Origin of the sequence: Streptomyces fructofermentans, assembly GCF_014651055.1 — a bacterium.
Taxonomy (GTDB): domain Bacteria; phylum Actinomycetota; class Actinomycetes; order Streptomycetales; family Streptomycetaceae; genus Streptomyces; species Streptomyces fructofermentans.
The window spans coordinates 12,886-35,219 of sequence record NZ_BMWD01000005.1; the positions used below are offsets into that span (position 1 = coordinate 12,886).

General features: G+C 71.9%; 17 protein-coding genes. 8 read left to right on the forward strand and 9 right to left on the reverse strand.

Annotated elements, in window-relative coordinates; translation table 11 throughout:
• The first annotated feature begins 187 nt into the window (after positions 1-187).
• The gene (gene dxs, locus IE265_RS08755; RefSeq protein WP_190034835.1) at positions 188-2,107 is read left to right on the forward strand and encodes a 1-deoxy-D-xylulose-5-phosphate synthase; all 1,920 of its coding nucleotides are present in this window, start codon (positions 188-190) and stop codon (positions 2,105-2,107) included.
• Positions 2,108-2,246: 139 nt separating this feature from the next.
• The gene (locus IE265_RS08760) at positions 2,247-3,770 is read left to right on the forward strand and encodes an amino acid permease (protein WP_190034836.1); all 1,524 of its coding nucleotides are present in this window, start codon (positions 2,247-2,249) and stop codon (positions 3,768-3,770) included.
• Positions 3,771-3,955: 185 nt separating this feature from the next.
• Here the strand turns inward: IE265_RS08760 and IE265_RS08765 are convergent, their stop codons facing one another.
• Positions 3,956-4,330 (reverse strand): PIN domain-containing protein, encoded by a 375-nt coding sequence (locus tag IE265_RS08765; protein ID WP_190034837.1) that lies wholly within the window; start codon positions 4,328-4,330, stop codon positions 3,956-3,958.
• A 69-nt stretch (positions 4,331-4,399) separates the two neighbouring features.
• Between IE265_RS08765 and IE265_RS08770 the strand changes: the two genes are divergently transcribed.
• Positions 4,400-5,440 carry a PLL family lectin gene (locus IE265_RS08770; RefSeq protein ID WP_190035125.1) on the forward strand — a complete coding sequence of 347 codons (1,041 nt, stop codon included), beginning with the start codon at positions 4,400-4,402 and terminating at the stop codon, positions 5,438-5,440.
• A 587-nt stretch (positions 5,441-6,027) separates the two neighbouring features.
• On the opposite strand, the gene IE265_RS08775 is transcribed toward IE265_RS08770, so the two are convergent.
• The 4 genes from IE265_RS08775 to IE265_RS08790 form a co-directional block, all read right to left on the reverse strand.
• Positions 6,028-8,163 carry a 3-hydroxyacyl-CoA dehydrogenase NAD-binding domain-containing protein gene (locus IE265_RS08775; RefSeq protein ID WP_190034838.1) on the reverse strand — a complete coding sequence of 712 codons (2,136 nt, stop codon included), beginning with the start codon at positions 8,161-8,163 and terminating at the stop codon, positions 6,028-6,030.
• Positions 8,160-9,386, reverse strand: a complete 1,227-nt coding sequence (locus IE265_RS08780; protein WP_190034839.1) for a thiolase family protein — start codon at positions 9,384-9,386, stop codon at positions 8,160-8,162. The genes IE265_RS08775 and IE265_RS08780 overlap by 4 nt, the downstream gene beginning before the upstream one ends.
• Before the next feature lie 233 nt (positions 9,387-9,619).
• Positions 9,620-10,651, reverse strand: a complete 1,032-nt coding sequence (locus IE265_RS08785; RefSeq protein WP_190034840.1) for a LacI family DNA-binding transcriptional regulator — start codon at positions 10,649-10,651, stop codon at positions 9,620-9,622.
• Positions 10,648-13,044, reverse strand: coding sequence for a glycoside hydrolase family 2 protein (locus tag IE265_RS08790; protein ID WP_190034841.1), 2,397 nt, complete (start codon positions 13,042-13,044; stop codon positions 10,648-10,650). The genes IE265_RS08785 and IE265_RS08790 overlap by 4 nt, the downstream gene beginning before the upstream one ends.
• 160 nt (positions 13,045-13,204) lie before the next feature.
• Between IE265_RS08790 and IE265_RS08795 the strand changes: the two genes are divergently transcribed.
• The 3 genes from IE265_RS08795 to IE265_RS08805 are packed head-to-tail and all read left to right on the forward strand — an operon-like array spanning position 13,205 to position 16,289.
• The gene (locus IE265_RS08795; RefSeq protein WP_190034842.1) at positions 13,205-14,521 is read left to right on the forward strand and encodes an ABC transporter substrate-binding protein; all 1,317 of its coding nucleotides are present in this window, start codon (positions 13,205-13,207) and stop codon (positions 14,519-14,521) included.
• On the forward strand, positions 14,521-15,462 hold the full coding sequence (locus tag IE265_RS08800; RefSeq protein ID WP_190034843.1) for a carbohydrate ABC transporter permease: 942 nt from the start codon (positions 14,521-14,523) through the stop codon (positions 15,460-15,462). The genes IE265_RS08795 and IE265_RS08800 overlap by 1 nt, the downstream gene beginning before the upstream one ends.
• Positions 15,459-16,289: a carbohydrate ABC transporter permease gene (locus tag IE265_RS08805; RefSeq protein WP_190034844.1), complete on the forward strand. Its 831-nt coding sequence runs from the start codon at positions 15,459-15,461 to the stop codon at positions 16,287-16,289. Before IE265_RS08800 ends, IE265_RS08805 begins: the two co-directional genes overlap by 4 nt.
• A gap of 57 nt (positions 16,290-16,346) precedes the next feature.
• Here the strand turns inward: IE265_RS08805 and IE265_RS08810 are convergent, their stop codons facing one another.
• The 3 genes from IE265_RS08810 to IE265_RS08820 form a co-directional block, all read right to left on the reverse strand.
• Complete coding sequence (locus IE265_RS08810; RefSeq protein WP_190034845.1) at positions 16,347-17,624, reverse strand: ribonuclease D; 1,278 nt, start codon at positions 17,622-17,624, stop codon at positions 16,347-16,349.
• 167 nt (positions 17,625-17,791) lie between these two features.
• Complete coding sequence (locus IE265_RS08815) at positions 17,792-18,454, reverse strand: response regulator transcription factor (protein ID WP_190034846.1); 663 nt, start codon at positions 18,452-18,454, stop codon at positions 17,792-17,794.
• 669 nt (positions 18,455-19,123) lie between these two features.
• Complete coding sequence (locus IE265_RS08820; protein ID WP_373302924.1) at positions 19,124-19,756, reverse strand: DUF3000 domain-containing protein; 633 nt, start codon at positions 19,754-19,756, stop codon at positions 19,124-19,126.
• A 222-nt stretch (positions 19,757-19,978) separates the two neighbouring features.
• Here IE265_RS08820 and hemE point away from each other — a divergent pair, with 222 nt between their 5' ends.
• Complete coding sequence (gene hemE / locus IE265_RS08825) at positions 19,979-21,046, forward strand: uroporphyrinogen decarboxylase (RefSeq protein ID WP_190034848.1); 1,068 nt, start codon at positions 19,979-19,981, stop codon at positions 21,044-21,046.
• A 22-nt stretch (positions 21,047-21,068) separates the two neighbouring features.
• On the opposite strand, the gene IE265_RS08830 is transcribed toward hemE, so the two are convergent.
• On the reverse strand, positions 21,069-21,887 hold the full coding sequence (locus tag IE265_RS08830; protein ID WP_190034849.1) for a rhomboid family intramembrane serine protease: 819 nt from the start codon (positions 21,885-21,887) through the stop codon (positions 21,069-21,071).
• A 102-nt stretch (positions 21,888-21,989) separates the two neighbouring features.
• Here IE265_RS08830 and IE265_RS08835 point away from each other — a divergent pair, with 102 nt between their 5' ends.
• Entirely contained in the window at positions 21,990-22,334 is a 345-nt protein-coding gene (locus IE265_RS08835; RefSeq protein ID WP_190034850.1) for a hypothetical protein, read from the forward strand.

Genomic DNA, 22,334 nt, shown 5'->3' on the forward strand with positions numbered 1-22,334 from the left:
CACCAATGGCGGTGCCGGGCACTTTTGTGTGCGTTGGGGCGTTTGGTGGCAGAACAGTCGGGCGAGATTGTTGTACGGCCGGTTCCGCGATGTACAACGCGGAGCCCGGCCGACGCCTCCGAAGGCGGAACATTAGACTCGACAGACCCGGCAATAGCTCGATCAGCTCTACTGCAAGGAGGCACGGGTGCCGCTGCTGACCCGCATCAGGGGACCGCGCGATCTGGACCGGCTCAGCCTGGAGCAGCTGGACCAGCTGGCGGACGAGATCCGGACCTTCCTCGTCGACGCGGTCTCCAAGACCGGCGGCCACCTCGGCCCCAATCTCGGCGTCGTCGAGCTCACCATCGCACTGCACCGCGTGTTCGAGTCGCCGAAGGACCGGATCCTCTGGGACACCGGACACCAGTCCTACGTGCACAAGCTCCTCACGGGCCGGCAGGACTTCTCGAAGCTGAAGATGAAGGGCGGCCTGTCCGGCTACCCCTCCCAGGCGGAGTCCGAGCACGACGTCATCGAGAACTCGCACGCCTCCACGGTCCTCGGCTGGGCCGACGGCCTCGCGAAGGCCAACGAGGTGCTCGAACGGGACGACCACGTCGTCGCCGTCATCGGGGACGGGGCGCTCACCGGCGGCATGGCCTGGGAGGCGCTCAACAACATCGCCGACGCCAAGGACCGCCCGCTCGTCATCGTCGTCAACGACAACGAGCGGTCGTACGCGCCGACCATCGGCGGCCTCGCCAACCACCTGGCGACCCTGCGCACCACCGACGGCTACGAGCGCTTCCTGGCCCGCGGCAAGGACCTCCTGGAGCGCACCCCGGTCGTCGGCAAGCCCCTCTACGAGACGCTGCACGGCGCCAAGAAGGGCCTCAAGGACTTCATCGCCCCGCAGGGCATGTTCGAGGACCTCGGCCTGAAGTACGTCGGCCCGATCGACGGCCACGACATCGAGGCCCTGGAGTCCGCGCTCGCCCGCGCCAAGCGCTTCGGCGGGCCCGTCATCGTCCACTGCCTCACCGAGAAGGGCCGGGGCTACCAGCCCGCCCTCCAGGACGAGGCGGACCGCTTCCACGCCGTCGGCAGGATCCACCCGGACACGGGTCTGCCGATCGCCTCCTCCGGCGCCGACTGGACCTCGGTCTTCGGCGAGGAGATGGTCAAGCTCGGCAAGGAGCGCAAGGACGTCGTGGCCATCACGGCCGCCATGCTCCAGCCGGTGGGCCTCGACAAGTTCGCCAAGGCCTTCCCCTCGCGCGTCTACGACGTGGGCATCGCGGAGCAGCACGCCGCCGTGTCGGCGGCGGGCCTCGCCACGGGCGGCCTGCACCCGGTCTTCGCCGTGTACGCGACCTTCCTCAACCGCGCCTTCGACCAGGTGCTGATGGATGTCGCCCTGCACAAGTGCGGTGTCACCTTCGTGCTCGACCGGGCCGGCGTGACCGGCACGGACGGCGCCTCGCACAACGGCATGTGGGACATGTCGATCCTCCAGGTCGTGCCGGGCCTGCGGCTGGCCGCGCCGCGCGACGCCGACCAGGTCCGCGCCCAGCTCCGGGAGGCCGTCGAGGTCACCGACGCCCCGACGGTGGTCCGCTTCTCCAAGGGCGCGGTCGGGCCCGCCGTACCCGCCGTGGGACGCATCGGCGGGATGGACGTCCTGCGCGAGCCGGGCACGGACACCCCGGACGTGCTCCTGGTCTCCGTCGGCGCCCTCGCGCCGATGTGCCTGGAGATCGCCGGCCTCCTGGACCGGCAGGGCATCTCCACGACCGTCGTCGACCCGCGCTGGGTCAAGCCCGTCGACGAGGCCATGGCCCCGCTCGCCGAGCGCCACCGCGTGGTCGTCACCGTCGAGGACAACTCCCGCGTCGGCGGTGTCGGCTCCGCGGTCGCCCAGGCCCTGCGCGACGCGGGCGTCGACGTGCCGCTGCGCGACTTCGGCATCCCGCCGCGGTTCCTCGACCACGCCTCCCGCAAGGAGGTCATGGCCGAGATCGGGCTGACAGCGCCGGACATCGCCCGCCAGGTCACCGGGCTCGTCTCCAGGTTCGACGGCAGGTTCGACCAGGCGCACGCCTCCGCGGAGCCCGCGCGCGACTGACGCACACCCGGATGGGCCGGTTCCAGCACCCTTTACGGTGGTGGAACCGGCCCATTCGCGTGAACGCCCACGTGCCGGGGCATACGGAGTACTCCCCCTCTCGATCATGTCGAGGAAGACAAGCGTGGGAGGTACGACCGTGAGCAGCACCCTCTTCAGAACGAAGAAGGTCGAGCAGTCCATCCTGGACACAGAGGAACCGGAGCACGCGCTCAAGAAATCCCTGTCCGCACTCGACCTGACCGTCTTCGGCGTCGGTGTCATCATCGGCACCGGGATCTTCGTGCTCACCGGCACGGTCGCGAAGAACAACGCCGGCCCCGCCGTGGCCCTGGCCTTCGTCGTGGCCGGTGTCGTCTGCGCGCTCGCCGCGCTCTGCTACGCCGAGTTCGCCTCCACGGTCCCGGTCGCCGGGTCGGCGTACACCTTCTCGTACGCCTCCCTCGGCGAGCTGCCCGCCTGGATCATCGGCTGGGACCTGGTGCTGGAGTTCGCCCTCGGCACGGCGGTGGTCGCCGTCGGCTGGTCCGGTTACATCGCCTCGCTGCTGGACAACGCGGGGTGGCAACTGCCGGCCGCGCTGAGCGGCCGGGAGGGCGCCGACGGCTTCGGCTTCGACATCCTCGCGGCGGCGCTCGTGCTGGTGCTCACCGCGATCCTGGTGGTCGGCATGAAGCTCTCCGCGCGGGTCACCTCGGTCGTCGTCGCCATCAAGGTGACCGTCGTCGTCGTGGTGATCGTCGCCGGCGCCTTCTTCATCGACGGCAAGAACTACGAGCCCTTCATCCCCGAGGCGCAGCCCGTGGACGCGGGCGCCGGACTCCAGTCCCCGCTGATCCAGCTGATCTTCGGCTGGGCGCCCTCCAACTTCGGCGTGATGGGCATCTTCACCGCGGCCTCCGTGGTCTTCTTCGCCTTCATCGGCTTCGACGTCGTGGCCACCGCCGCCGAGGAGACCCGCAACCCGCAGCGGGACATGCCGCGCGGAATCCTCGGATCGCTGATCATCTGCACCACCCTGTACGTGGCCGTGGCCATCGTCGTGACCGGCATGCAGCACTACAGCGAGCTGTCCGTCGACGCCCCGCTCGCGGACGCGTTCAAGGCCACCGGACACCCCTGGTACGCGGGGTTCATCAGCTTCGGCGCGGCCGTCGGCCTCACGAGCGTCTGCATGATCCTGCTCCTCGGGCAGACCCGCGTCTTCTTCGCGATGAGCCGTGACGGGCTGCTGCCGCGGTTCTTCTCGCGGGTCCACCCGCGCTTCAAGACCCCGCACCGGCCGACCATTCTGCTCGGTGTCGTCATCGCGATCCTCGCGGGGTTCACGAGCCTCAGCGAACTCGCCGAGCTGGTGAACATCGGCACGCTGTTCGCCTTCGTCGTCGTGGCGATCGGCGTGATCATCCTGCGCCGCACGCGCCCCGAGCTGCCCCGCTCGTTCCGTACGCCGCTGGTGCCGTTCCTCCCGATCGTGTCCGTGCTCGCCTCGCTCTGGCTGATGCTGAACCTGCCCGCCGAGACCTGGCTGCGGTTCGGCATCTGGATGGTGATCGGTGCGGCCGTGTACTTCGCCTACGGCCGTTCCCACAGCCGTCTCGGACGGCACGAGGAGACCACGATCGACGGAGGCGCGAACCCGCCGCGCGGCGAGGCCCCGTAGCCGGACGCACGGCCCTCCCGGCCCCGCGCCGTCCCGCTCCGGCGGAGACCGCGGGGCCGGGCGCGTACGGGGCCGTACGGGGTCCCACGGGGCAGGGGGGCCGAACGGGGCGTGGCGGGGACGCGCGGCGGTGGCGGGCTGCGAGGTGCGGGCTGCGAGGTGCGGCCGGCGGCCGGCTGGGGAGGTCAGGGCCTGACGGTGCGGGGTCCGGTGACCTCGGCCCCCGACTCCGTGACCCTGGCGCGCAGTTCGCGGTCGGCCGTCACCACCAGACGGGGCCGGTCGGCGGCCTCCCTGACCAGCTCGACGATGCGGTCGTCGCCGCTGCCCGGGGCCGGGTCGACGCGTACGCCGGGCACCGATTCGACGCCCCTGGCGGCGCCTTCGACGACCAGCACGAGTTCCAGGGGCCCCGGCCGACCGGGGAGGCCCTCGGCGGCGTACGGGACGAGGAGGTCCCTCAGCCGTTCCGCGGCGCCCCGGCGGTCGCGCCACCAGCCGTCGGGCACGGACCCGACCACGTTGGCGGCGTCGACGATCACCAGCGGCGGAGTGTCCATGGGGCCAGGGTCGCACGCCGGCGGTCCACCCCACCTGATTAGAGTGGTGGAGTGTCAATGGTCCGCACAGTGAACGGCGACTGGCTCATACGCGGGCGGGACGGCAGGCTCAGCGCCTACGCCCCGCTGGACGAAGAGGTGCGCTGCTGGGCCCAGCAGCATCCGGGCGGCTCCTGGTCGGCGCCCCGCGCGGTGGGCGGCGACCAGCGGGTGCATCCCGTCCTCGCCCTGGGCCAGGGAGCCGACGGATACGCCCACTTGGTGACCTGGCGGCCCACCGGTGCCGGTGAGGCCGGGCTCGTCCACTCGACGCACTTCCGGCCGCACCTCGCCGCGCTCGACTGGAACAGGCTCGGGCACCCCGGCGAGAAGGGACCGCCGACCGGAGTGCCCGCGGTCGCCGTGGACGCCCAGGGCCGCGCCCACGTCTTCGTACGCAATCCGGCGGGCGGGGTCAGCATGCGCGGCCAGAAGGAGCGCGGCGGCTGGGGGCCGTGGCGCGACCTGCTCGGCCGGGACGTCGAAGGCGAACTGGCGGCCGTGACGCGGGCGTCGGGGCTCGTCGAGCTGTACGCGACCTCGCCGGAGGGCGTCCTGCGCTGGACCCAGGCCGGTCCCGGCCACATCCCCGAACTCGACGACGAGCCGCTGAAGGCGGACGCGCGGCCGGGCACCCTCACGGCGCTGCCGACCTCCGACGACCACGTCACGCTGTTCTTCACGGACGGCACGGACACCGTGTGCGCCTGGCGGGCCGGCGCCGACCCGGTCCCGCTGGTGACCTGTGCCGGGCCGGGGCCGGTGTCCGCGGTCCGCTGCGTCCTCGACGGGGTCGACTGCACGCTGCTGGCCCAGCGCTCGGCCGACGGCCGTGTCGCCTTCGCGGCGTATCCGACCGAGCAGGAGTCCGCCGGTGCCTGGTGGACCGAGTCCGGGCCCCGGCTGCCCCCGGGCGCGCGGGTGTCGGTGGGCGAGGACCACGAGGGCCGGGTCGTGGCGGCCACGCTCCGGCCGGACGGCGGGGAGCTGCTGCTGACCCGCCGCAAGGACGAACCGGGGCTCGCCCTGGAGGCATGGCGGCCGGTGCCGGCCACTCCGCCGCGCCCCTGACACGGACGTACGGGCCTTCGGGGCGCCCAGGGCCCTTCACGGGCCCTCCCGGGGCGGTCGGCACCGCTCGCCGCCGAGTTGCTGCCACGGATGCGCGGAGGCGCGGCAACCGGCCCTGCGCGGGCGTGAACGGGGTGGGGCCGCCCCCGGCCCGAGGTGCCGGAGCCGGCTCCGTCGAGGTGGGCCCGGCCGTGCGCGAGGGAGCCCGGTGTGCTCCGGCCGACGGACCGGACTGGCACGGGAGTTCGGCCGACGGTGGTGAACGTGGCGGCTCGGCCGGGGAGTTCGGCCCCGCGATGGTGAACAGGCAGGCTCGGTGGGGAGTCCGGCTGTGGCTGTGGCTGTGGCTGTGGCTGTGGCTGCGGGCGCCGGAGCGCGGCGTCGGCCGGTCGGCGGACGGGCCCGGCCCGTGGTTCCGTCTTCGCCGCGTTGCGGGCGGCCCGCGTCCGTGAGTTCCGGCGTGATGCGGGCGCGGCACCGAGCCGTGGCCGTCCGCCCACGGCCGGCGCGTCGGCGGCCCCGGCGCGGGATCGCCGATGCCCGGCACACCCATCGGTGTGCCGGGCATCGGTGTGTTCAGGCAGCGGTTACGCGGGGACGCTCGCCACGCCCTGCGCCAGGAACGGCTTGCCGTTCACGCGCTCGGAGACACCCTCGCGGTCCAGGTACGGCGTGATGCCGCCCAGGTGGAAGGGCCAGCCCGCACCCGTGATCAGGCACAGGTCGATGTCCTGCGCCTCGGCGACGACACCCTCGTCGAGCATGAGCCCGATCTCCTGGGCGACGGCGTCGAGCACGCGGGCCCGCACCTGCTCCTCGGTCAGGACGACGTCGCCCTGCTTCAGCAGCGCGGCGACCTCCGGGTCCAGCTCCGGCTTGAAGCCGTTCTCGGCGGAGTACACGTAGAAGCCGCGCTTGCCCGCCTTGACGACGGCGGCGAGGTTCGGGGAGACCGTGAAGCGGTCCGGGAAGGACCGGTTGAGGGTCTCGGACACGTGCAGGCCGATCGCGGGACCGACCAGCTCCAGGAGCACCAGCGGCGACATCGGCAGGCCGAGCGGCTCGACGGCCCTCTCGGCGACCTCGACCGAGGTGCCCTCGTCGATGACGTTCTGGATCTCGCCCATGAAGCGGGTGAGGATGCGGTTGACGACGAACGCCGGGGCGTCCTTCACCAGCACCGCGGTCTTCTTGAGCTTCTTGGCGACGGCGAACGCCGTGGCCAGCGAGGCGTCGTCGGTCTGCTCGCCGCGCACGATCTCCAGGAGCGGGAGGATCGCGACCGGGTTGAAGAAGTGGAAGCCGACGACCCGCTCGGGGTTCTTCAGCTTCGAGGCCATCTCGGTGATCGAGAGCGACGAGGTGTTCGTGGCGAGGATCGCGTGCGCCGGAACGACGGCCTCGACCTCCGCGAACACCTGCTGCTTGACGCCGATCTCCTCGAAGACGGCCTCGATGACGAAGTCGGCGTCGGAGAAGCCCTCCGCCTTGTCCAGCACGCCGGAGACCAGGGCCTTGAGGCGGTTGGCCTTGTCCTGGTTGATACGGCGCTTGCCGAGCAGCTTGTCGATCTCGGCGTGCACGTAGCCCACGCCCTTGTCGACGCGCTCCTGGTCGATGTCCGTCAGCACGACGGGCACTTCGAGGCGGCGCAGGAAGAGCAGCGCGAGCTGCGAGGCCATCAGGCCCGCGCCCACGACGCCGACCTTGGTGACCGGACGCGCGAGCGACTTGTCCGGAGCACCGGCGGGGCGCTTGCCGCGCTTCTGCACGAGGTTGAACGCGTAGATGCCGGCGCGCAGTTCGCCACCCATGATCAGGTCGGCGAGGGCCACGTCCTCGGCGTCGTAACCCTTCTGCAGGTCACCGTCCTTGGCCGCCGCGATGATGTCCAGCGCGCGGTACGCGGCCGGGGCGGCGCCGTGCACCTTGCCGTCCGCGACGGCGCGGCCCTTGGCGACGGCCTGGTCCCAGGCCTCGCCGCGGTCGATCGCGGCACGCTCGACGACGATCTCGCCCTTGAGGACCGAGGCGGTCCACAGCAGGGACTGCTCCAGGAAGTCCGCACCCTCGAACAGCGCGTCGGCGATGCCGAGTTCGTAGACCTGCGAGCCCTTGAGCTGCTTGTTCTGGTTGAGCGAGTTCTCGATGATCACCGAGACCGCGCGGTCGGCGCCGATCAGGTTCGGCAGGATCGTGCAGCCGCCCCAGCCGGGTACCAGGCCGAGGAAGACCTCGGGGAGCGAGAAGGCCGGCAGGGCCGCGGAGACCGTGCGGTACGAGCAGTGCAGGCCGACCTCGACGCCGCCGCCCATCGCCGCGCCGTTGTAGTAGGCGAAGGTGGGCACGCCGATACCGGCGAGGCGCTTGAAGACCTCGTGGCCGCCCTTGCCGATGGCGAGCGCGTCGTCGTGCTTCTTCAGCAGCTCGACGCCCTTGAGGTCCGCGCCGACGGCGAAGATGAACGGCTTGCCGGTGACGCCGGCGCCGACGATCTCACCGGCCGCCGCCTCCTTCTCGACCTGGTCGAGGGCGGTGTTCAGGTTCGCCAGCGACTGCGGGCCGAAGGTGGTCGGCTTGGTGTGGTCGAAGCCGTTGTCCAGCGTGATGAGCGCGAAGCGCCCCGCGTTGAACGGCAGGTCCAGGTGACGTACGTGCGCGGACGTCACGACCTCGTCCGGGAACAGCTCGGCCGCGCCCTTCAGGAGTTCGGTGGTGCTCACTTGTCGCCTCCGGCGTCCTTGTGGTGCGGGTTCTCCCAGATGACCGTCGCGCCCATGCCGAAGCCGACGCACATGGTGGTGAGGCCGTAGCGGACCTCGGGCTGCTCCTCGAACTGGCGGGCCAGCTGCGTCATCAGTCGGACGCCGGAGGAGGCCAGCGGGTGGCCGTACGCGATGGCGCCGCCGTACTGGTTGACGCGCGCGTCGTCGTCGGCGATGCCGTAGTGCTCCAGGAAGGCCAGCACCTGGACGGCGAAGGCCTCGTTGATCTCGAAGAGGTTGATGTCCTCGATCGACAGGCCCGCCTTGGCGAGGGCCTTCTCCGTGGCCGGGATCGGGCCGTAGCCCATGACCTCCGGCTCGACACCGGCGAAGGCGTAGGAGACCAGGCGCATTTTGACCGGCAGGTCGTGCTCGCGGGCGAAGTCCTCGGACGCGAGGATCGAGGCCGTGGCGCCGTCGTTCAAACCGGCCGCGTTGCCGGCGGTGACCCGGCCGTGCACGCGGAACGGGGTCTTCAGGCCGGACAGGTTCTCCAGCGTGGTGCCCGGGCGCATCGGCTCGTCGGCGGTGACCAGGCCCCAGCCCGTCTCACCGACCTCCGCGTTGGAGTTGCGCACCGAGATCGGCACCAGGTCCTGCTGGATCTTGCCGTTGGCGTACGCCTTCGCGGCCTTCTCCTGCGAGCGCACGGCGTACTCGTCGGCGCGCTGCTTGGTGATGGTCGGGTAGCGGTCGTGCAGGTTCTCGGCGGTCATGCCCATGAACAGGGCGGACTCGTCGACCAGCTTCTCGCTCACGAAGCGCGGGTTCGGGTCGACGCCCTCGCCCATGGGGTGGCGGCCCATGTGCTCGACACCGCCGGCGATGACGGCGTCGTAGGCGCCGAAGGCGATGGAGCCCGCGGTCGCCGTCACGGCGGTCAGGGCGCCGGCGCACATGCGGTCGATCGAGTAGCCGGGGACGGACTGCGGGAGCCCGGCCAGGATTCCGGCGGTGCGGCCGAGCGTCAGGCCCTGGTCGCCGATCTGCGTGGTCGCGGCGATGGCGACCTCGTCGATCTTCTTCGGGTCGAGGCCGGGGTTGCGGCGCAGCAGCTCCCGGATCGCCTTCACGACGAGGTCGTCGGCACGGGTCTCGTGGTAAATGCCCTTCGGGCCCGCCTTGCCGAACGGGGTGCGGACGCCGTCGACGAAGACGACATCCCTGACGGTACGAGGCACGATGGCTCTCCTCCAGGGTGCGGGATGGCACTGCTGCGCGGCGCACGCGGCTGAGCGCGCGCTCACCTCTCCATGCTACTTACGAGTAACCATGCTGCCCAGTCCTCGGGCCGGGAGCGGCGAAGGTCACACATGTCCCTACCACGGGAGGGGCGCGCGGAACGGCGCGGCAGGCCGCTCCGGCGCGGGTCCCGACCGCCCCCGAACGGCCCCCGCGCCGGTGTCCCCGCCGCTCAGGGCCGTGGTGGCGCGGTCGAGCCGCGAGGGGTGAGCACCGGTGTGGGCACGGGATGCGATCCGGGCCCCTCGCCGGTGATCACTCCGAAGAGCGTGCGGGCGACGTCCGCCCCGAACCCGTGCACGTCGTGGCTCATCGCGGACAGCGTCGGATGCGTCAGACGGCACAACTGCGAGTCGTCCCAGGCGAGCAGCGACACGTCCGCGGGCACGCCCAGCCCCATCTCGGAGGCGACCGACAGTCCCGCCACGGCCATGATGTCGTTGTCGTAGACGATCGCGGTGGGCCGGTCGGAGGGGGCGGCGGACAGCAGCGACCGGGTGGCCCGGGCCCCCGCCTCGCCCGAGAAGTCGGTCGCGACCTGCCGGGCCCCGGCGAGCCCCAGCACCCGGGCCGCCTCGTCGAACGCGGCCGTACGGATCGCCGTGTGCCCGAGCCCCGCGGCGCCGCCCACCCGTGCGACCCGCCGGTGCCCCAGCGCCGCGAGATAGCGCACGGCCTCGGTGACCGCGGTCGCGTCGTCGGTCCACACCGAGGTCAGTCCCCCGGTGAGCGAGGGGTGCCCGACGGCCACGACGGGCACGCCCAGCCGTTCGGCGGCGGCCGCGCGGGGGTCGTCGGCCCGGAAGTCCACCAGGATCGACCCGCTGACCTGCCTCCCCCGCCACCAGGCCTCCTGGATCCCGACCTCCTCGTCGACGCTGCGCACGAGCCGCAGCAGCAGGGCGCAGGACTGCTCCGTCAGCACGCTCTCCACCCCCGACACGAACTCCATGTAGAAGGGTTCGAGTCCCAGCAGCCGCGCGGGCCGGCACACGGCCAGGCCGACCACGTCGACCCGCCGGCCCGCGAGCGAGCGCGCGGCCAGGTTGGGTTCCCAGCCCAGCTCGCGGGCCGCCCGGAAGATCCTGTCCCGGGTCGTCCCGGACAGTCCGGGCTTCTGGTTGAAGGCCAGCGACACGGCACCCTTCGACACCCCGGCGCGGGCCGCGACGTCCTTGATGGTGACGCGGGGCGGTGTCGTCATCGTGCGGGCTCCACGCAGTACAGGGCGGATCGGGCGGTCACCGCGTCCGCGGTGTCCGGAGTCTCCCAGCCGCGCACCCCGATGGTCACCCGTTCGCCCGGAAGCAGCGTGACGAGCCCTCGGTCGGCCCGCGCCGAGGGCGCCAGCCGGTCGGCCTGGAGCAGCAGGTCCCGCACGAGGGTGTGGGCCGTGACGGTCACCCGGCCCGGGGCGACCGAGACGTCGAACCGCGGCCGGGGGTAGGGGATGTCGCGGTCGGGCGCCGGGAAGTGCAGCGCGCGCAGCCCGTCGGCGTCCGCGACCAGGAACTCCCCGGGGCCGGCCGGGCGCAGCTCGCCGGGCACCGGGAGCCGGGCGACCGCGCGCGCCCCCGCGTCGAACTCCACGACCGCCTCGGCGACCACGGCACCGTCCACGGACATCCGGCGCAGGACCGGAGCGCTCCTCCAGGGCCGTGCCGCCTGGTTGACGGCGGCGAGGACCGGCCCGCCGGGTCCGGGGCGCAGGGTCAGCAGCCGGTCCGCGTACAGCCGTTTGAGCTCGTGGTAGAGCGGCTTCTCGCGTCCGTCCCCGTCGATCGCGGCCCAGGAGGTCACCGGCCAGCAGTCGTTGAGCTGCCACAGGACCGTGCCCGCGCACACGGGCCAGTTCGAGCGCCAGTGCTCGATCCCGGCGGCCACCGCCCGCGCCTGGTTGACCTGCGTGAGGTAGTGCCAGCGGTCGAAGTCCGCCTCCGAGAAGCCTTGTTCGGGTACGGCGAAGTGGTGCGCGAGTCCGCGGGCGAGCTTGCCGTTCCCGTCCTCCGCCTTCTGGTGGTGCAGCATCCCGGGGGAGTCGGGCGCCGGCTCCTCGCCGGGCAGGGCACGCCGCAGCGTGGCGTACGCGGGCGGCGCCTGCCAGCCGAACTCGGCCACGAAGCGCGGGACTTCGAGCGTGTAGTCGGCGTAGTCCCGACGGTTCCACACCTCCCACGAGTGGTGGGTGCCGTGCGCCGGATCGTTGGGATGGCGGTCCCAGGAGCCCGACCACGGACTGCCCGCCGCGTACGGCCGCGTGGGGTCCAGTTCGGCGACGATCCGCGGCAGCAGCCCGAGGTAGTAGCCCTCGCCCCACGAGTCACCGGCCAGCGGGCGCTCCCAGTCCCAGTCCCTGAAGCCCCACAGGTTCTCGTTGTTGCCGTTCCACAGCACGAGGGAGGGGTGCGGCATCAGGCGTACGACGTTCTCGCGCGCCTCCGCCTCCACCTCCCCGCGCAGCGGCTGCTCCTCGGGGTAGGCCGCGCAGGCGAAGGGGAAGTCCTGCCAGACCAGCAGGCCCAGTTCGTCGCAGGCGTCGTAGAAGTCCTCGTTCTCGTAGATGCCGCCGCCCCAGACCCGGACGAGGTCCACGCCCGCCGCAGCCGCCTGGGCCAGCCGGGTGCGGTACCGCTCGCGGGTGACCCGGGACGGCAGGGCGTCGTCCGGGATCCAGTTGACGCCCCGCGCGAACAGGCGCTCGCCGTTGACGACGAAGGTGAATCCCGAACCGTGCTCGTCGGCGCTTCGGTCCAGTTCGACGGACCGGAACCCGATGCGCCGCCGCCAGGCATCGAGCGGCCCGCTCGCGTCGGAAAGCGTCAACTCCACCTCGTACAGCGGCTGTTCGCCGTATCCGCGTGGCCACCACAGCTCGGGGTCCGGCACCTCGACGAGGACGGTCGCGCCGGTGCCGACGACCTCCACCCGTGTCTCGGCGCCGCCCGCGCGGGCGCTCAGGGCGAGTCCCGCCCGGCCGGCGGTCCGCTCGACGTCGACCAGCAACTCGACGCGGCCGAGACCCTGTTCGACCGTGACGACCGGTCGCACCCGGGCGATGCGCGCCGTCGACCAGTGCTCCAGGCGCACCGGCCGCCAGATCCCGGCCGTCACCAGTGTCGGGCCCCAGTCCCAGCCGAAGGAGCAGGCCATCTTGCGGATGTACTGGAACGGCTCGGGATAGGCGTTCGGCCGCTCGCCGAGGAGCCCGCGCACCGCCTCGGCCTCGGCGTGGGCGGACCTGAAGCGGACCGAGAGCAGGCCTTCGAGGCCCGTGACGTCGAAGCGGTGCGAGCGGTGCATGTTCCGCACCGAGCCGAGCTTCCGGCCGTCGAGCGTGATCTCGGCCGCGGTGTCGAGGCCGTCGAAGACCAGGTCGGTCCGCTCGTGGCCGCCGGGCAGCGGGCCGAGGGTCCTCTCGTACGTCCACTCGCGCCGCCCCACCCAGCCGACCGCGGCCTCGTTCCGCCCGAGGAACGGGTCCGGGACGACCCCCGCGGCCAGCAGGTCCGTGTGCACGCAGCCCGGCACCGAGGCCGGCAGCGCCGCCCCGTCGTGCCGCAGGATCCATCCCTCGTCCATCGGGGCGACGTCCAGCATGCGCACTCCTAAACCGGTCTAGGCCATGACTGACCAGGGCTGGGAAATACTTCTGCATCGTTGGCGGAATTGGGACTTTACCGGTTCAGTAACGGCTGCCAGAGTGCGGAACCAGCCATCCCCACCCGTGCTCATCCGTCCCTGAACGGAGCTGGTGCAAATGAACCGCAGCACGAAACTGGCCGGAACGCTCCTCGCCGCGGCACTGCTGGCCGCGGGCTGCACCGGAAGCGGAGGCACCTCGAAGGGCGCGGACGCCAAGGCCCCCACCGACCCCGGCAAGGTGTCCGGCGGCATCACCGTCCTCACCCACCGGACCGACCTCGTGCAGGACGGCACGATGAAGAAGTACGCCGCCGAGTTCAACAGGACCTACCCCGACGTCGACGTCGAGTTCGACGCCCTCACGGACTACGAGGGAGAGGTCAAGATCCGGATGAACACGGAGAACTACGGCGACGTCCTGATGATCCCGGCCGTCGTCAGGAAGAGCGACTACCCCAGGTTCTTCGCCTCGCTCGGCACCAGGGCGGAGCGCGCGCGGAAGTACCACTTCACGGACTTCACCGAGGTCGGCGGCAAGGTCTACGGCCAGAGCCCGATGGGAGCCGTCCCCGGCTTCGTCTACAACAAGCGGATCTGGAAGGAGGCCGGGATCACCGAATGGCCCACCACGCCCGCCGAGTTCCTCGACGCCCTGCGCGCCATCAGGTCCGGGACCGACGCGATCCCGTACTACACGAACTTCAAGGACATGTGGCCGCTGACCTCGTGGACCTACGTCAACGGATCGGTCGGCTGCGACACCGGCGCGACCACCGCGCTGGCCGAGGGCGACCCCTGGGCCGAGGGCGCGGACCTGCGGGTCGGCGACACGCTGCTGTACGACATCGTGCGCGACGGACTCGCCGAGAAGGATCCGACGACCACCAACTGGGAGGCCTCCAAGCCGAAGTTGGCGAAGGGCGACATCGCCACCATGTGGCTGGGCTCCTGGGCGGTCACCCAGTTCAGGGCCGCCGCCGAACAGGCCGGCGCCGACCCCGCCGACGTCGGCTTCATGCCCTTCCCGGCCCAGCCGGGCGGTACGTTCTGCGCGACCATGTCCCCCGACTACAACCAGGCCGTCAACGTCCACTCCGACCACAAGGACGCGGCCCGCGCCTGGATCGACTGGTTCACCGAGAAGTCCGGCTACGCGGCGGACAACCTGACCCTCTCCCCGGTCAAGGGAGCCCCCCTGCCCGAGGTCCTCGAACCCTACGAGGACGCGGGCGTGAAGTTCATCGAACTGGACGACGCCCAAGGCGCGGCCGTCAAGGAGATCGACAACCAGTCCGAGGTCGGCATCTACAAGCCCGACTACCGCCAGGACCTCGTCGACCTGGCCCGCGGCGCGCGCAAGGGCGGCCTCGACGACTTCCTCGGCGATCTGGGCGGGCGCTGGACCGAGGCCCGGAAGTCCGCGGGGTCCTGATGGCGCATCCGACCGGGCGGGCGGCGCGGCCCCAGGAGGCCGCGCCCACCGCGCCGCCACGCGCCCCGCGCGGCCCGCGCCTGCGGCGGGGCGCCACCCCGTGGCTCTTCCTCGCCGCCCCGCTGCTCCTGCTGATCGTCTTCACGTACGCGCCGGTGGCCAACATGGTCGCGTACAGCTTCACCGACTGGGACGGCGTCAGCCCCGAGCTGAACTACACGGGCGCCGGCAACTACGCCGAACTCCTCACCAGGCCCGCGCTGTTCGAGGTCTTCTTCGTCAGCGGCTACTACCTCGCCGCCTCGGTGCTCCAGATCGCCCTCGCGCTCTACTTCGCGACCGTGCTCAGCTTCAACGTGCGCTTCCGGAACTTCTTCAAGGGCGTGCTCTTCTTCCCGTACCTGATCAACGGGGTCGCCATCGGGTTCGTCTTCCTCCACTTCTTCCAGGACGGCGGCACGCTCGACTCGGTGCTGCGGCTGCTCGGCGTGCACACCGACCGTCCCTGGCTCGGCACACCTGTCTCAGCCAACGTGTCCCTGGCGGGCGTCTCCGTCTGGCGCTACCTGGGGCTGAACTTCGTCCTGTTCCTCGGTGCGATCCAGTCCGTCCCGGGAGAGCTGTACGAGGCGGCCGAACTGGACGGGGCGAACCGCAGGCAGCAGTTCCGGCACATCATCGCGCCCGGCATCAGGCCGGTGCTCAGCCTGAGCGTCATCCTCTCCGTCTCCGGCTCGCTCTCGGCCTTCGAGGTGCCGTTCATCATGACCGGCGGGGCGACCGGCACCGAGACCTTCGTGATCCAGACGGTGAAGCTGGCCTTCCAGTTCAACAAGACCGGACTCGCCTCGGCGTCCGCGGTCGTGCTGCTGCTGATCATCCTGGCGGTGACCTGGGTGCAGCGGCGACTGGTTCCCGACGACAGGGTGGACCTCGTATGAGCCGCAGGGGAGTCGCCCGCACCCTCACCTACCTGTCGCTGGCCGGGGCGAGCGCGGTGGTCCTGCTCCCGCTGCTCGTCGTCCTGCTGACCTCGCTCAAGTCCGGTCAGGAGATGGCGAACGGCAGCGGGGCGCTCGAACTGCCCGAGAACCCGCTGGACTTCGGCAACTACCTGACGGCGTTCCGCGACGGACGGATGCTCCAGGCCTTCGGGAACACCGCGTTCATCCTGCTCTTCTCGGTCACCGGAACGGTGGTCGTCGGGTCGATGGCCGCGTACGCGATCGACCGCTACGTCTTCCGCCTCAGGAAGCTCGTCGTCGCGCTCTTCCTGGTCGCCACGCTCGTACCGGGAGTGACCACACAGGTGGCGACCTTCCAGATCGTCGACAGCTTCGGCATGTTCGACAGCCGCTGGGCGCCCATCGCGCTCTACATGGGCACCGACATCGTCTCGATCTACATCTTCCTGCAGTTCGTCCGGTCGATCCCGGTCTCGCTGGACGAGGCCGCGCGCCTCGACGGGGCCAACGCCTTCACGATCTACCGGAAGATCATCCTTCCGCTGCTCAAGCCCGCGATCGCGACGGTGGTCATCGTCAAGGGGATCACCGTCTACAACGACTTCTACATCCCGTTCCTCTACATGCCCTCCGAGGAACTCGGCGTGATCTCCACGTCGTTGTTCCGCTTCAAGGGGCCGTTCGGGGCGCACTGGGAGACGATCTCGGCGGGCACGGTCCTCGTCATCCTGCCGACGCTCGTCGTCTTCCTGTTCCTCCAGCGCTTCATCTACAACGGCTTCACGAGAGGCGCGACGAAGTGACGCGGGGCGGTGGCGCGGTGGGGCCGCGGCGTCCGCCACCGCCCCACCCGCCGCCCGCTACGGAGCGGTCGCCGCGAGCGAGGCCACCAGCACCGGTGTCACCTGCTCGACCTGCCACCGCCGGGCCCCGTACCCGGCGAGCGAGGCCGCCACCGACTCGGCGTCCGGCGTCGAGGGCGGCTCCCAGCACACGCGCCGGACCGTGTCCGGGGTGATCAGGTTCTCCTGCGGCATGTTCAGGGACTCGGCGAGTGCCGACACCGCGGTGCGCGCGGCCGACAGCCGGGCGGCGGCGGCCGGGTCCTTCTCGGCCCAGGCGCGCGGCGGCGGGGGGCCGGACACCGACTGGCCCGGCTGCGGGAGCTCGGACTCGGGCAGCGCCTTCGCCCGGTCCACGGCCGCCTGCCACTGTTCGAGCTGGCGCCTGCCCATGCGGTGCCCGAAGCCGTTGAGCGCGGACAGCGCGTGCACATTGGCGGGCAGCGCGAGCGCCGCCTCGACGATGGCCGCGTCGCCCAGCACCTTGCCCGGTGAGATGTCCCTGCGCTGCGCGATCCGGTCGCGGCTCTGCCACAGCTCGCGCACGACCGCCATCTGCCGGCGGCGGCGCACCTTGTGCATGCCGGACGTACGGCGCCACGGGTCCTTGCGCGGCTCGGGCGGGGGAGCCGAGGCAATGGCGTCGAACTCCTGGTGGGCCCACTCCAGCTTGCCCTGCCGGTCCAGCTCCTTCTCCAGCGCGTCCCGCAGGTCGACCAGGAGCTCCACGTCCAGCGCGGCGTACCGCAGCCAGGGCTCGGGCAGCGGGCGGGTCGACCAGTCGACCGCAGAGTGGCCCTTCTCCAGGACGAAGCCGAGGACGCCCTCGACCATCGCGCCCAGCCCGACACGGGGGAATCCGGCCAGCCGGCCGGCCAGCTCCGTGTCGAACAGACGACTGGGGACCATGCCTATCTCGCGCAGGCAGGGCAGGTCCTGGGTCGCCGCGTGCAGCACCCACTCGACACCGGAGAGCGCCTCGCCGAGGCCGGACAGGTCGGGGCAGGCGACCGGGTCGACGAGCGCAGTTCCCGCGCCCTCGCGGCGCAGCTGCACGAGATAGGCGCGCTGCCCGTAGCGGTAGCCGGACGCGCGCTCGGCGTCCACGGCGACGGGTCCGGTGCCGGCGGCGAAGGCGGCGATCACCTCGGCGAGCGATTCCTCGTCGGCGATCACCGGCGGAATTCCGTCGCGGGGCTCCAGCAAGGGGATCGGCGCCGGTTCGACGTCGTCCGGAGGAGCGCCTCCGGTGGTTCGCAGTGAACTGTCTGCTGCGGTCTCTTGGGCGTCGGTCACCTGTCAAGGGTATCTGTGTATGTACGACGCCCGTCGACGGAACGTTCCGTCGACGGGCGTCTGGGGGTCGTAAACCAGTCAGGTCAGTGAATTCCGGATCAAGGGCGGTGCCGGTTCGTCCGGAACGCCTGCTCCCGGGGTGCGGTCAGGGCCGCTCCGGGACGCGGTCAGTGGATGATTCCCGTCCGCAGGGCCACCGCGACCATGCCGGCGCGGTCTCCCGTGCCCAGCTTGCGGGCGATGCGGGCGAGGTGGCTCTTGACGGTGAGCGCGGACAGTCCCATCGAGACGCCGATGGCCTTGTTCGACTGGCCCTCGGCCACGAGGCGGAGCACCTCGACCTCGCGGCCGGACAGCTCGCGGTAGCCGCCCGGGTGGCTCGGGGCACCCGGGGGACGGCGGTGCATGCGGGCGGCGGCCGAGCCGATGGGGGCGGCGCCCGGTCGGCTGGGGAGGCCCAGGTTGGTGCGGGTGCCGGTGACGACGTAGCCCTTGACGCCGCCCGCGAGGGCGTTGCGCACGGCGCCGATGTCGTCGGCGGCGGAGAGGGCCAGGCCGTTCGGCCAGCCCGCCGCACGGGTTTCGGACAGGAGGGTCAGGCCGGAGCCGTCGGGGAGATGGACGTCTGCGACACAGATGTCGCGGGGGTTGCCGATGCGGGGACGAGCCTCCGCGACGGACGAGGCCTCGATCACGTCGCGAACACCGAGCGCCCACAGGTGGCGGGTGACGGTGGAGCGCACGCGGGGGTCGGCCACGACCACCATCGCGGTCGGCTTGTTCGGGCGGTAGGCGACCAGGCTTGCGGGCTGCTCGAGGAGAACGGACACCAGGCCTCCTGGGGTGCGGGACGGGGACCGGCTGTGGGGATGAAGCCGGGATGAACCGTGCTTTCAAGGTCACAGAGGTCTTCGGCACCAAACCCGTCCGCCTTTAGAGAATGATCACGATTTGGTGAGTAATAGTGTGTGCGAATCGGACGCACGATCGATCACCCGAAGATCGAAACGAGTTCGCTCCGCTTCGTTACGGGGCTGAAAGTGGTCGTATCGATAAAGGGTCAGGAGCGTTTCCGGGCACGACCCGGCCGTGCCGCAAGGGGCGAGCACGCGATTCGGGAGTCCGCGCCGACGGTCACCGCCGCGCGCGGAGCGGCCGGAGAGGGCGCCGTGCCGCGCTCCTGCGGCCGCCGGAGCGCGCCGGGGAAGGGCCGGTGACGCCCTGGGAGAACCGGTGGCACCGGGAAGAGCCGGTCACGCCCGCTCGGGCTCCGCGCGCCGCTCGGGAACGGCCGCGGACGACGGCGGCCACCGCGCGGGCGACGGCAGCCGGAGCGGCCACCGCGCGGGCGACGGCAGCCTGAGCGCGGCCACCGCGCGGCCACCGCGATGTCCCGGGGCCCGCCGCCGGGGGCGTCCCTACGGCACGGCGGGGTGGGACGCGGCCGGCACGGGCGGGCCGGGGTGGCAGGGCCCGCCCGTGCGGGCGGGGCCGGGACGTCAGCGGGACTGCGGGCCCCGCCGCTGGGGCAGCGTGACGATCGAGGCGTCTCCCGGCCCGGCCGGGGGGAGTCCCGCGATCTGGGCCAGCAGATCGCACCAGGCGGTCAGATGGGACGCCGTGTCCGGGATGCCGCCCAGGCCCTCGCGGGGGGTCCACGAGGCGCGGATCTCGATCTGGGACGCGGACGGGCGGTCGGCGAGCCCCCCGAAGTAGTGGGACCCGGCCCGGGTGACCGTGCCGCTGGGCTCCCCGAAGGAGAGGCCGCGCGCCTGGAGCGCGCCCGTCAGCCAGGACCAGCAGACGTCGGGCAGCAGCGGGTCCGACGCCATCTCCGGCTCCAGCTCGGCGCGCACGAGGGTCACCAGCCGGAACGAGCCGTGCCAGGCGTCGTGCCCGGCCGGGTCGTGGAGCAGCACCAGGCGGCCGTCCGCCAGGTCCTCGTCACCGTCGACCACGGCGGCCTCCAGCGCGTACGCGAACGGAGCGAGCCGCCGCGGCGCCTTGGTCGGGTCGATCTCGATCTGCGGCCTCAACCGCGCGGTCCTCAGCGCTTCGACGGCGGCCCGGAATGGCAGCGGAGCCGCCTCCAACGCATCCCGCTCCCCTTCCCCCTCCTTGGAGTCGTCCATTCCGCCAGCGCCGTCCGACAGTCGTCCCTGAGCCGCAGCCATGCGGGGAAGATTAAGGGGAACAGGGCCTTCGCGCAGGGAGAGACACCCCTGAGCGGGGCCACTGTCCGGATCGCACCGTTCGGGCACGCCCCCGCGCGCGCCGGCCGGCCGCGGTGCCGGGGTCCGCGCACCCCCGTACCGGGGCCTCGGGAGCCCCGGCGCCGTGCGAGACTTTTCGTCGTGAGCGCCAACGACAGCCCCCAGGGCCACCAGCCGACCGCCGCGTACGACTCCGCCTTCATGAAGGCGTGCAGGCGTGAACCCGTACCGCACACGCCGGTGTGGTTCATGCGGCAGGCGGGGCGCTCACTGCCCGAGTACCTGAAGGTCCGCGAGGGCATCCCCATGCTGGAGTCCTGCATGCGGCCCGAGCTGGTCGCCGAGATCACCCTCCAGCCGGTGCGCCGGCACGGCGTGGACGCCGCGATCTACTTCAGCGACATCGTCGTACCGCTCAAGGCCATCGGCATCGACCTGGACATCAAGCCCGGCGTCGGCCCGGTCGTCCAGAACCCGATCCGCACCCGCGCCGACCTGGGCCAGCTGCGCGACCTGACCCCGGAGGACGTCTGGTACGTCACCGAGGCGATCAAGCTCCTGACGGCCGAACTCGGCGGGACCCCCCTGATCGGATTCGCGGGCGCGCCCTTCACCCTCGCGAGCTACCTCGTCGAGGGCGGCCCCTCCAAGAACCACGAGCACACCAAGGCGCTGATGTACGGCGACCCGCGGCTCTGGGCCGACCTGCTCGACCGCCTCGCGGAGATCACCTCCGCCTTCCTGAAGGTCCAGATCGAGGCCGGCGCCAGCGCGGTGCAGCTCTTCGACTCCTGGGTGGGCGCCCTGGCACCCGCCGACTACCGGCGCTCGGTGATGCCCGCGTCCACCAAGGTCTTCGACGCCGTCGCCGGGTACGGCGTCCCGCGCATCCACTTCGGCGTCGGCACGGGCGAACTGCTCGGCCTGATGGGCGAGGCGGGCGCTGACGTCGTCGGCGTCGACTGGCGCGTCCCGCTCGACGAGGCCGCCCGCCGGGTCGGCCCGGGCAAGGCGCTCCAGGGCAACCTCGACCCCGCCGTCCTGTTCGCCACCCGCGAGGCCGTCGAGGAGAAGACCCGGGAGGTCCTCGACGCCGCCGCGGGACTGGAGGGCCACGTCTTCAACCTCGGCCACGGTGTCCTGCCGAGCATGGACCCCGACGCCCTCACCCGGCTCGTCGACTACGTGCACACCCGCACCGCCCGCTGAGGGCCGTCGCGCCCGTCCGACGTCACCGGTCGCGCCGCGCCCGCCTGCCCCACAGCAGGCCGCGCGGCTCCGGTGGCTGCACGGTCCCCCTGCGCAGCGGCCAGGCCAGGACCATGCCCGCGAGGAAGCCGGCGACATGGGCCGCGTACGCCACCGTGCCGGCCTCCGGGAGACCGCTGCCCGACGAGTACACCGCCTGGAGCGCGAACCAGAAGCCCAGCACGATCCAGGCGGGCAGCCGCAGCGGCAGGAACACCAGGAACGGCACGAGGACCCACACCCGGGCTCTCGGATACAGGACCAGATACGCCCCGAGGACCCCGGCGATCGCCCCCGACGCGCCGATCAGCGGGTCCGCCGAGTCGGCGTTGACCAGGGCGAAGCCGTACGTCGCCGCGTAGCCGCAGGCCACGTAGAACAGCAGGTAGCGGATGTGGCCGAGGCGGTCCTCGATGTTGTTGCCGAAGATCAGCAGGAACAGCATGTTGCCGAGCAGGTGCAGCCAGCCGCCGTGCAGGAACATCGCGGTGAGCACCGACAGCGGCGGCGACTTGTCGTAGCCGGGCGCTCCGACGACGCAGCCCGGGCCCCGCGGGCCCACGCCCACGTCGCCCGTGGGGACGCCCGCCGGCAGCCGGCCGTGGATCAGCTCGCGGGGCACCGCCGCCCAGTGGTCCAGGAACGCCTGGAGGCGGCATGTCTGCGCCAGACCGTGTTCGCCGGTGACCCAGGAGGCCACGCCCGGAGTGCCCAGGAACACCAGGACGCCGGCCGCGACCAGCGCGTAGGTCACATAGGGCGTGCGACGTGCCGGGTTCACGTCATGGACGGGTATGACCACGCAGGGATACTGCCCGGGATCGCGGAATCTGAACGGGCGTGCGGACGCGTGCGTATGTCACGGCAACGCCCGCGACCCAAGTCACACGTGAGGAACAGGTCCATGAACGACCGAGTCACTCAGCCGTTGATCGCCACGCCGGACGGAGAGGCGGAACTCGCCCTCGTCGTCAGGCTGCCGTGGGAGGACGTGGCCGCGCTCGGCCAGGAGGCCGGGCAACTCGCCGCGAGCATGGGACGGCCCGTGACGCTGGACGAGGCGGCGACCCACCGGCTGCGCAGCAGGCAGCCCGGCACGCACGCCCGGCCGCAGTCCGCGCCCGCCGTGTCGACCCCCGCGGTGTCCGCCGTGTCGTCGCTCCCGCGCACCCCCGGTGAGCAGGCGCGGCAGGCCATAGAGAAGATCAACGGAAACGCGAGCGCCCCCGGGACCGCGCAGGGCGCCTGA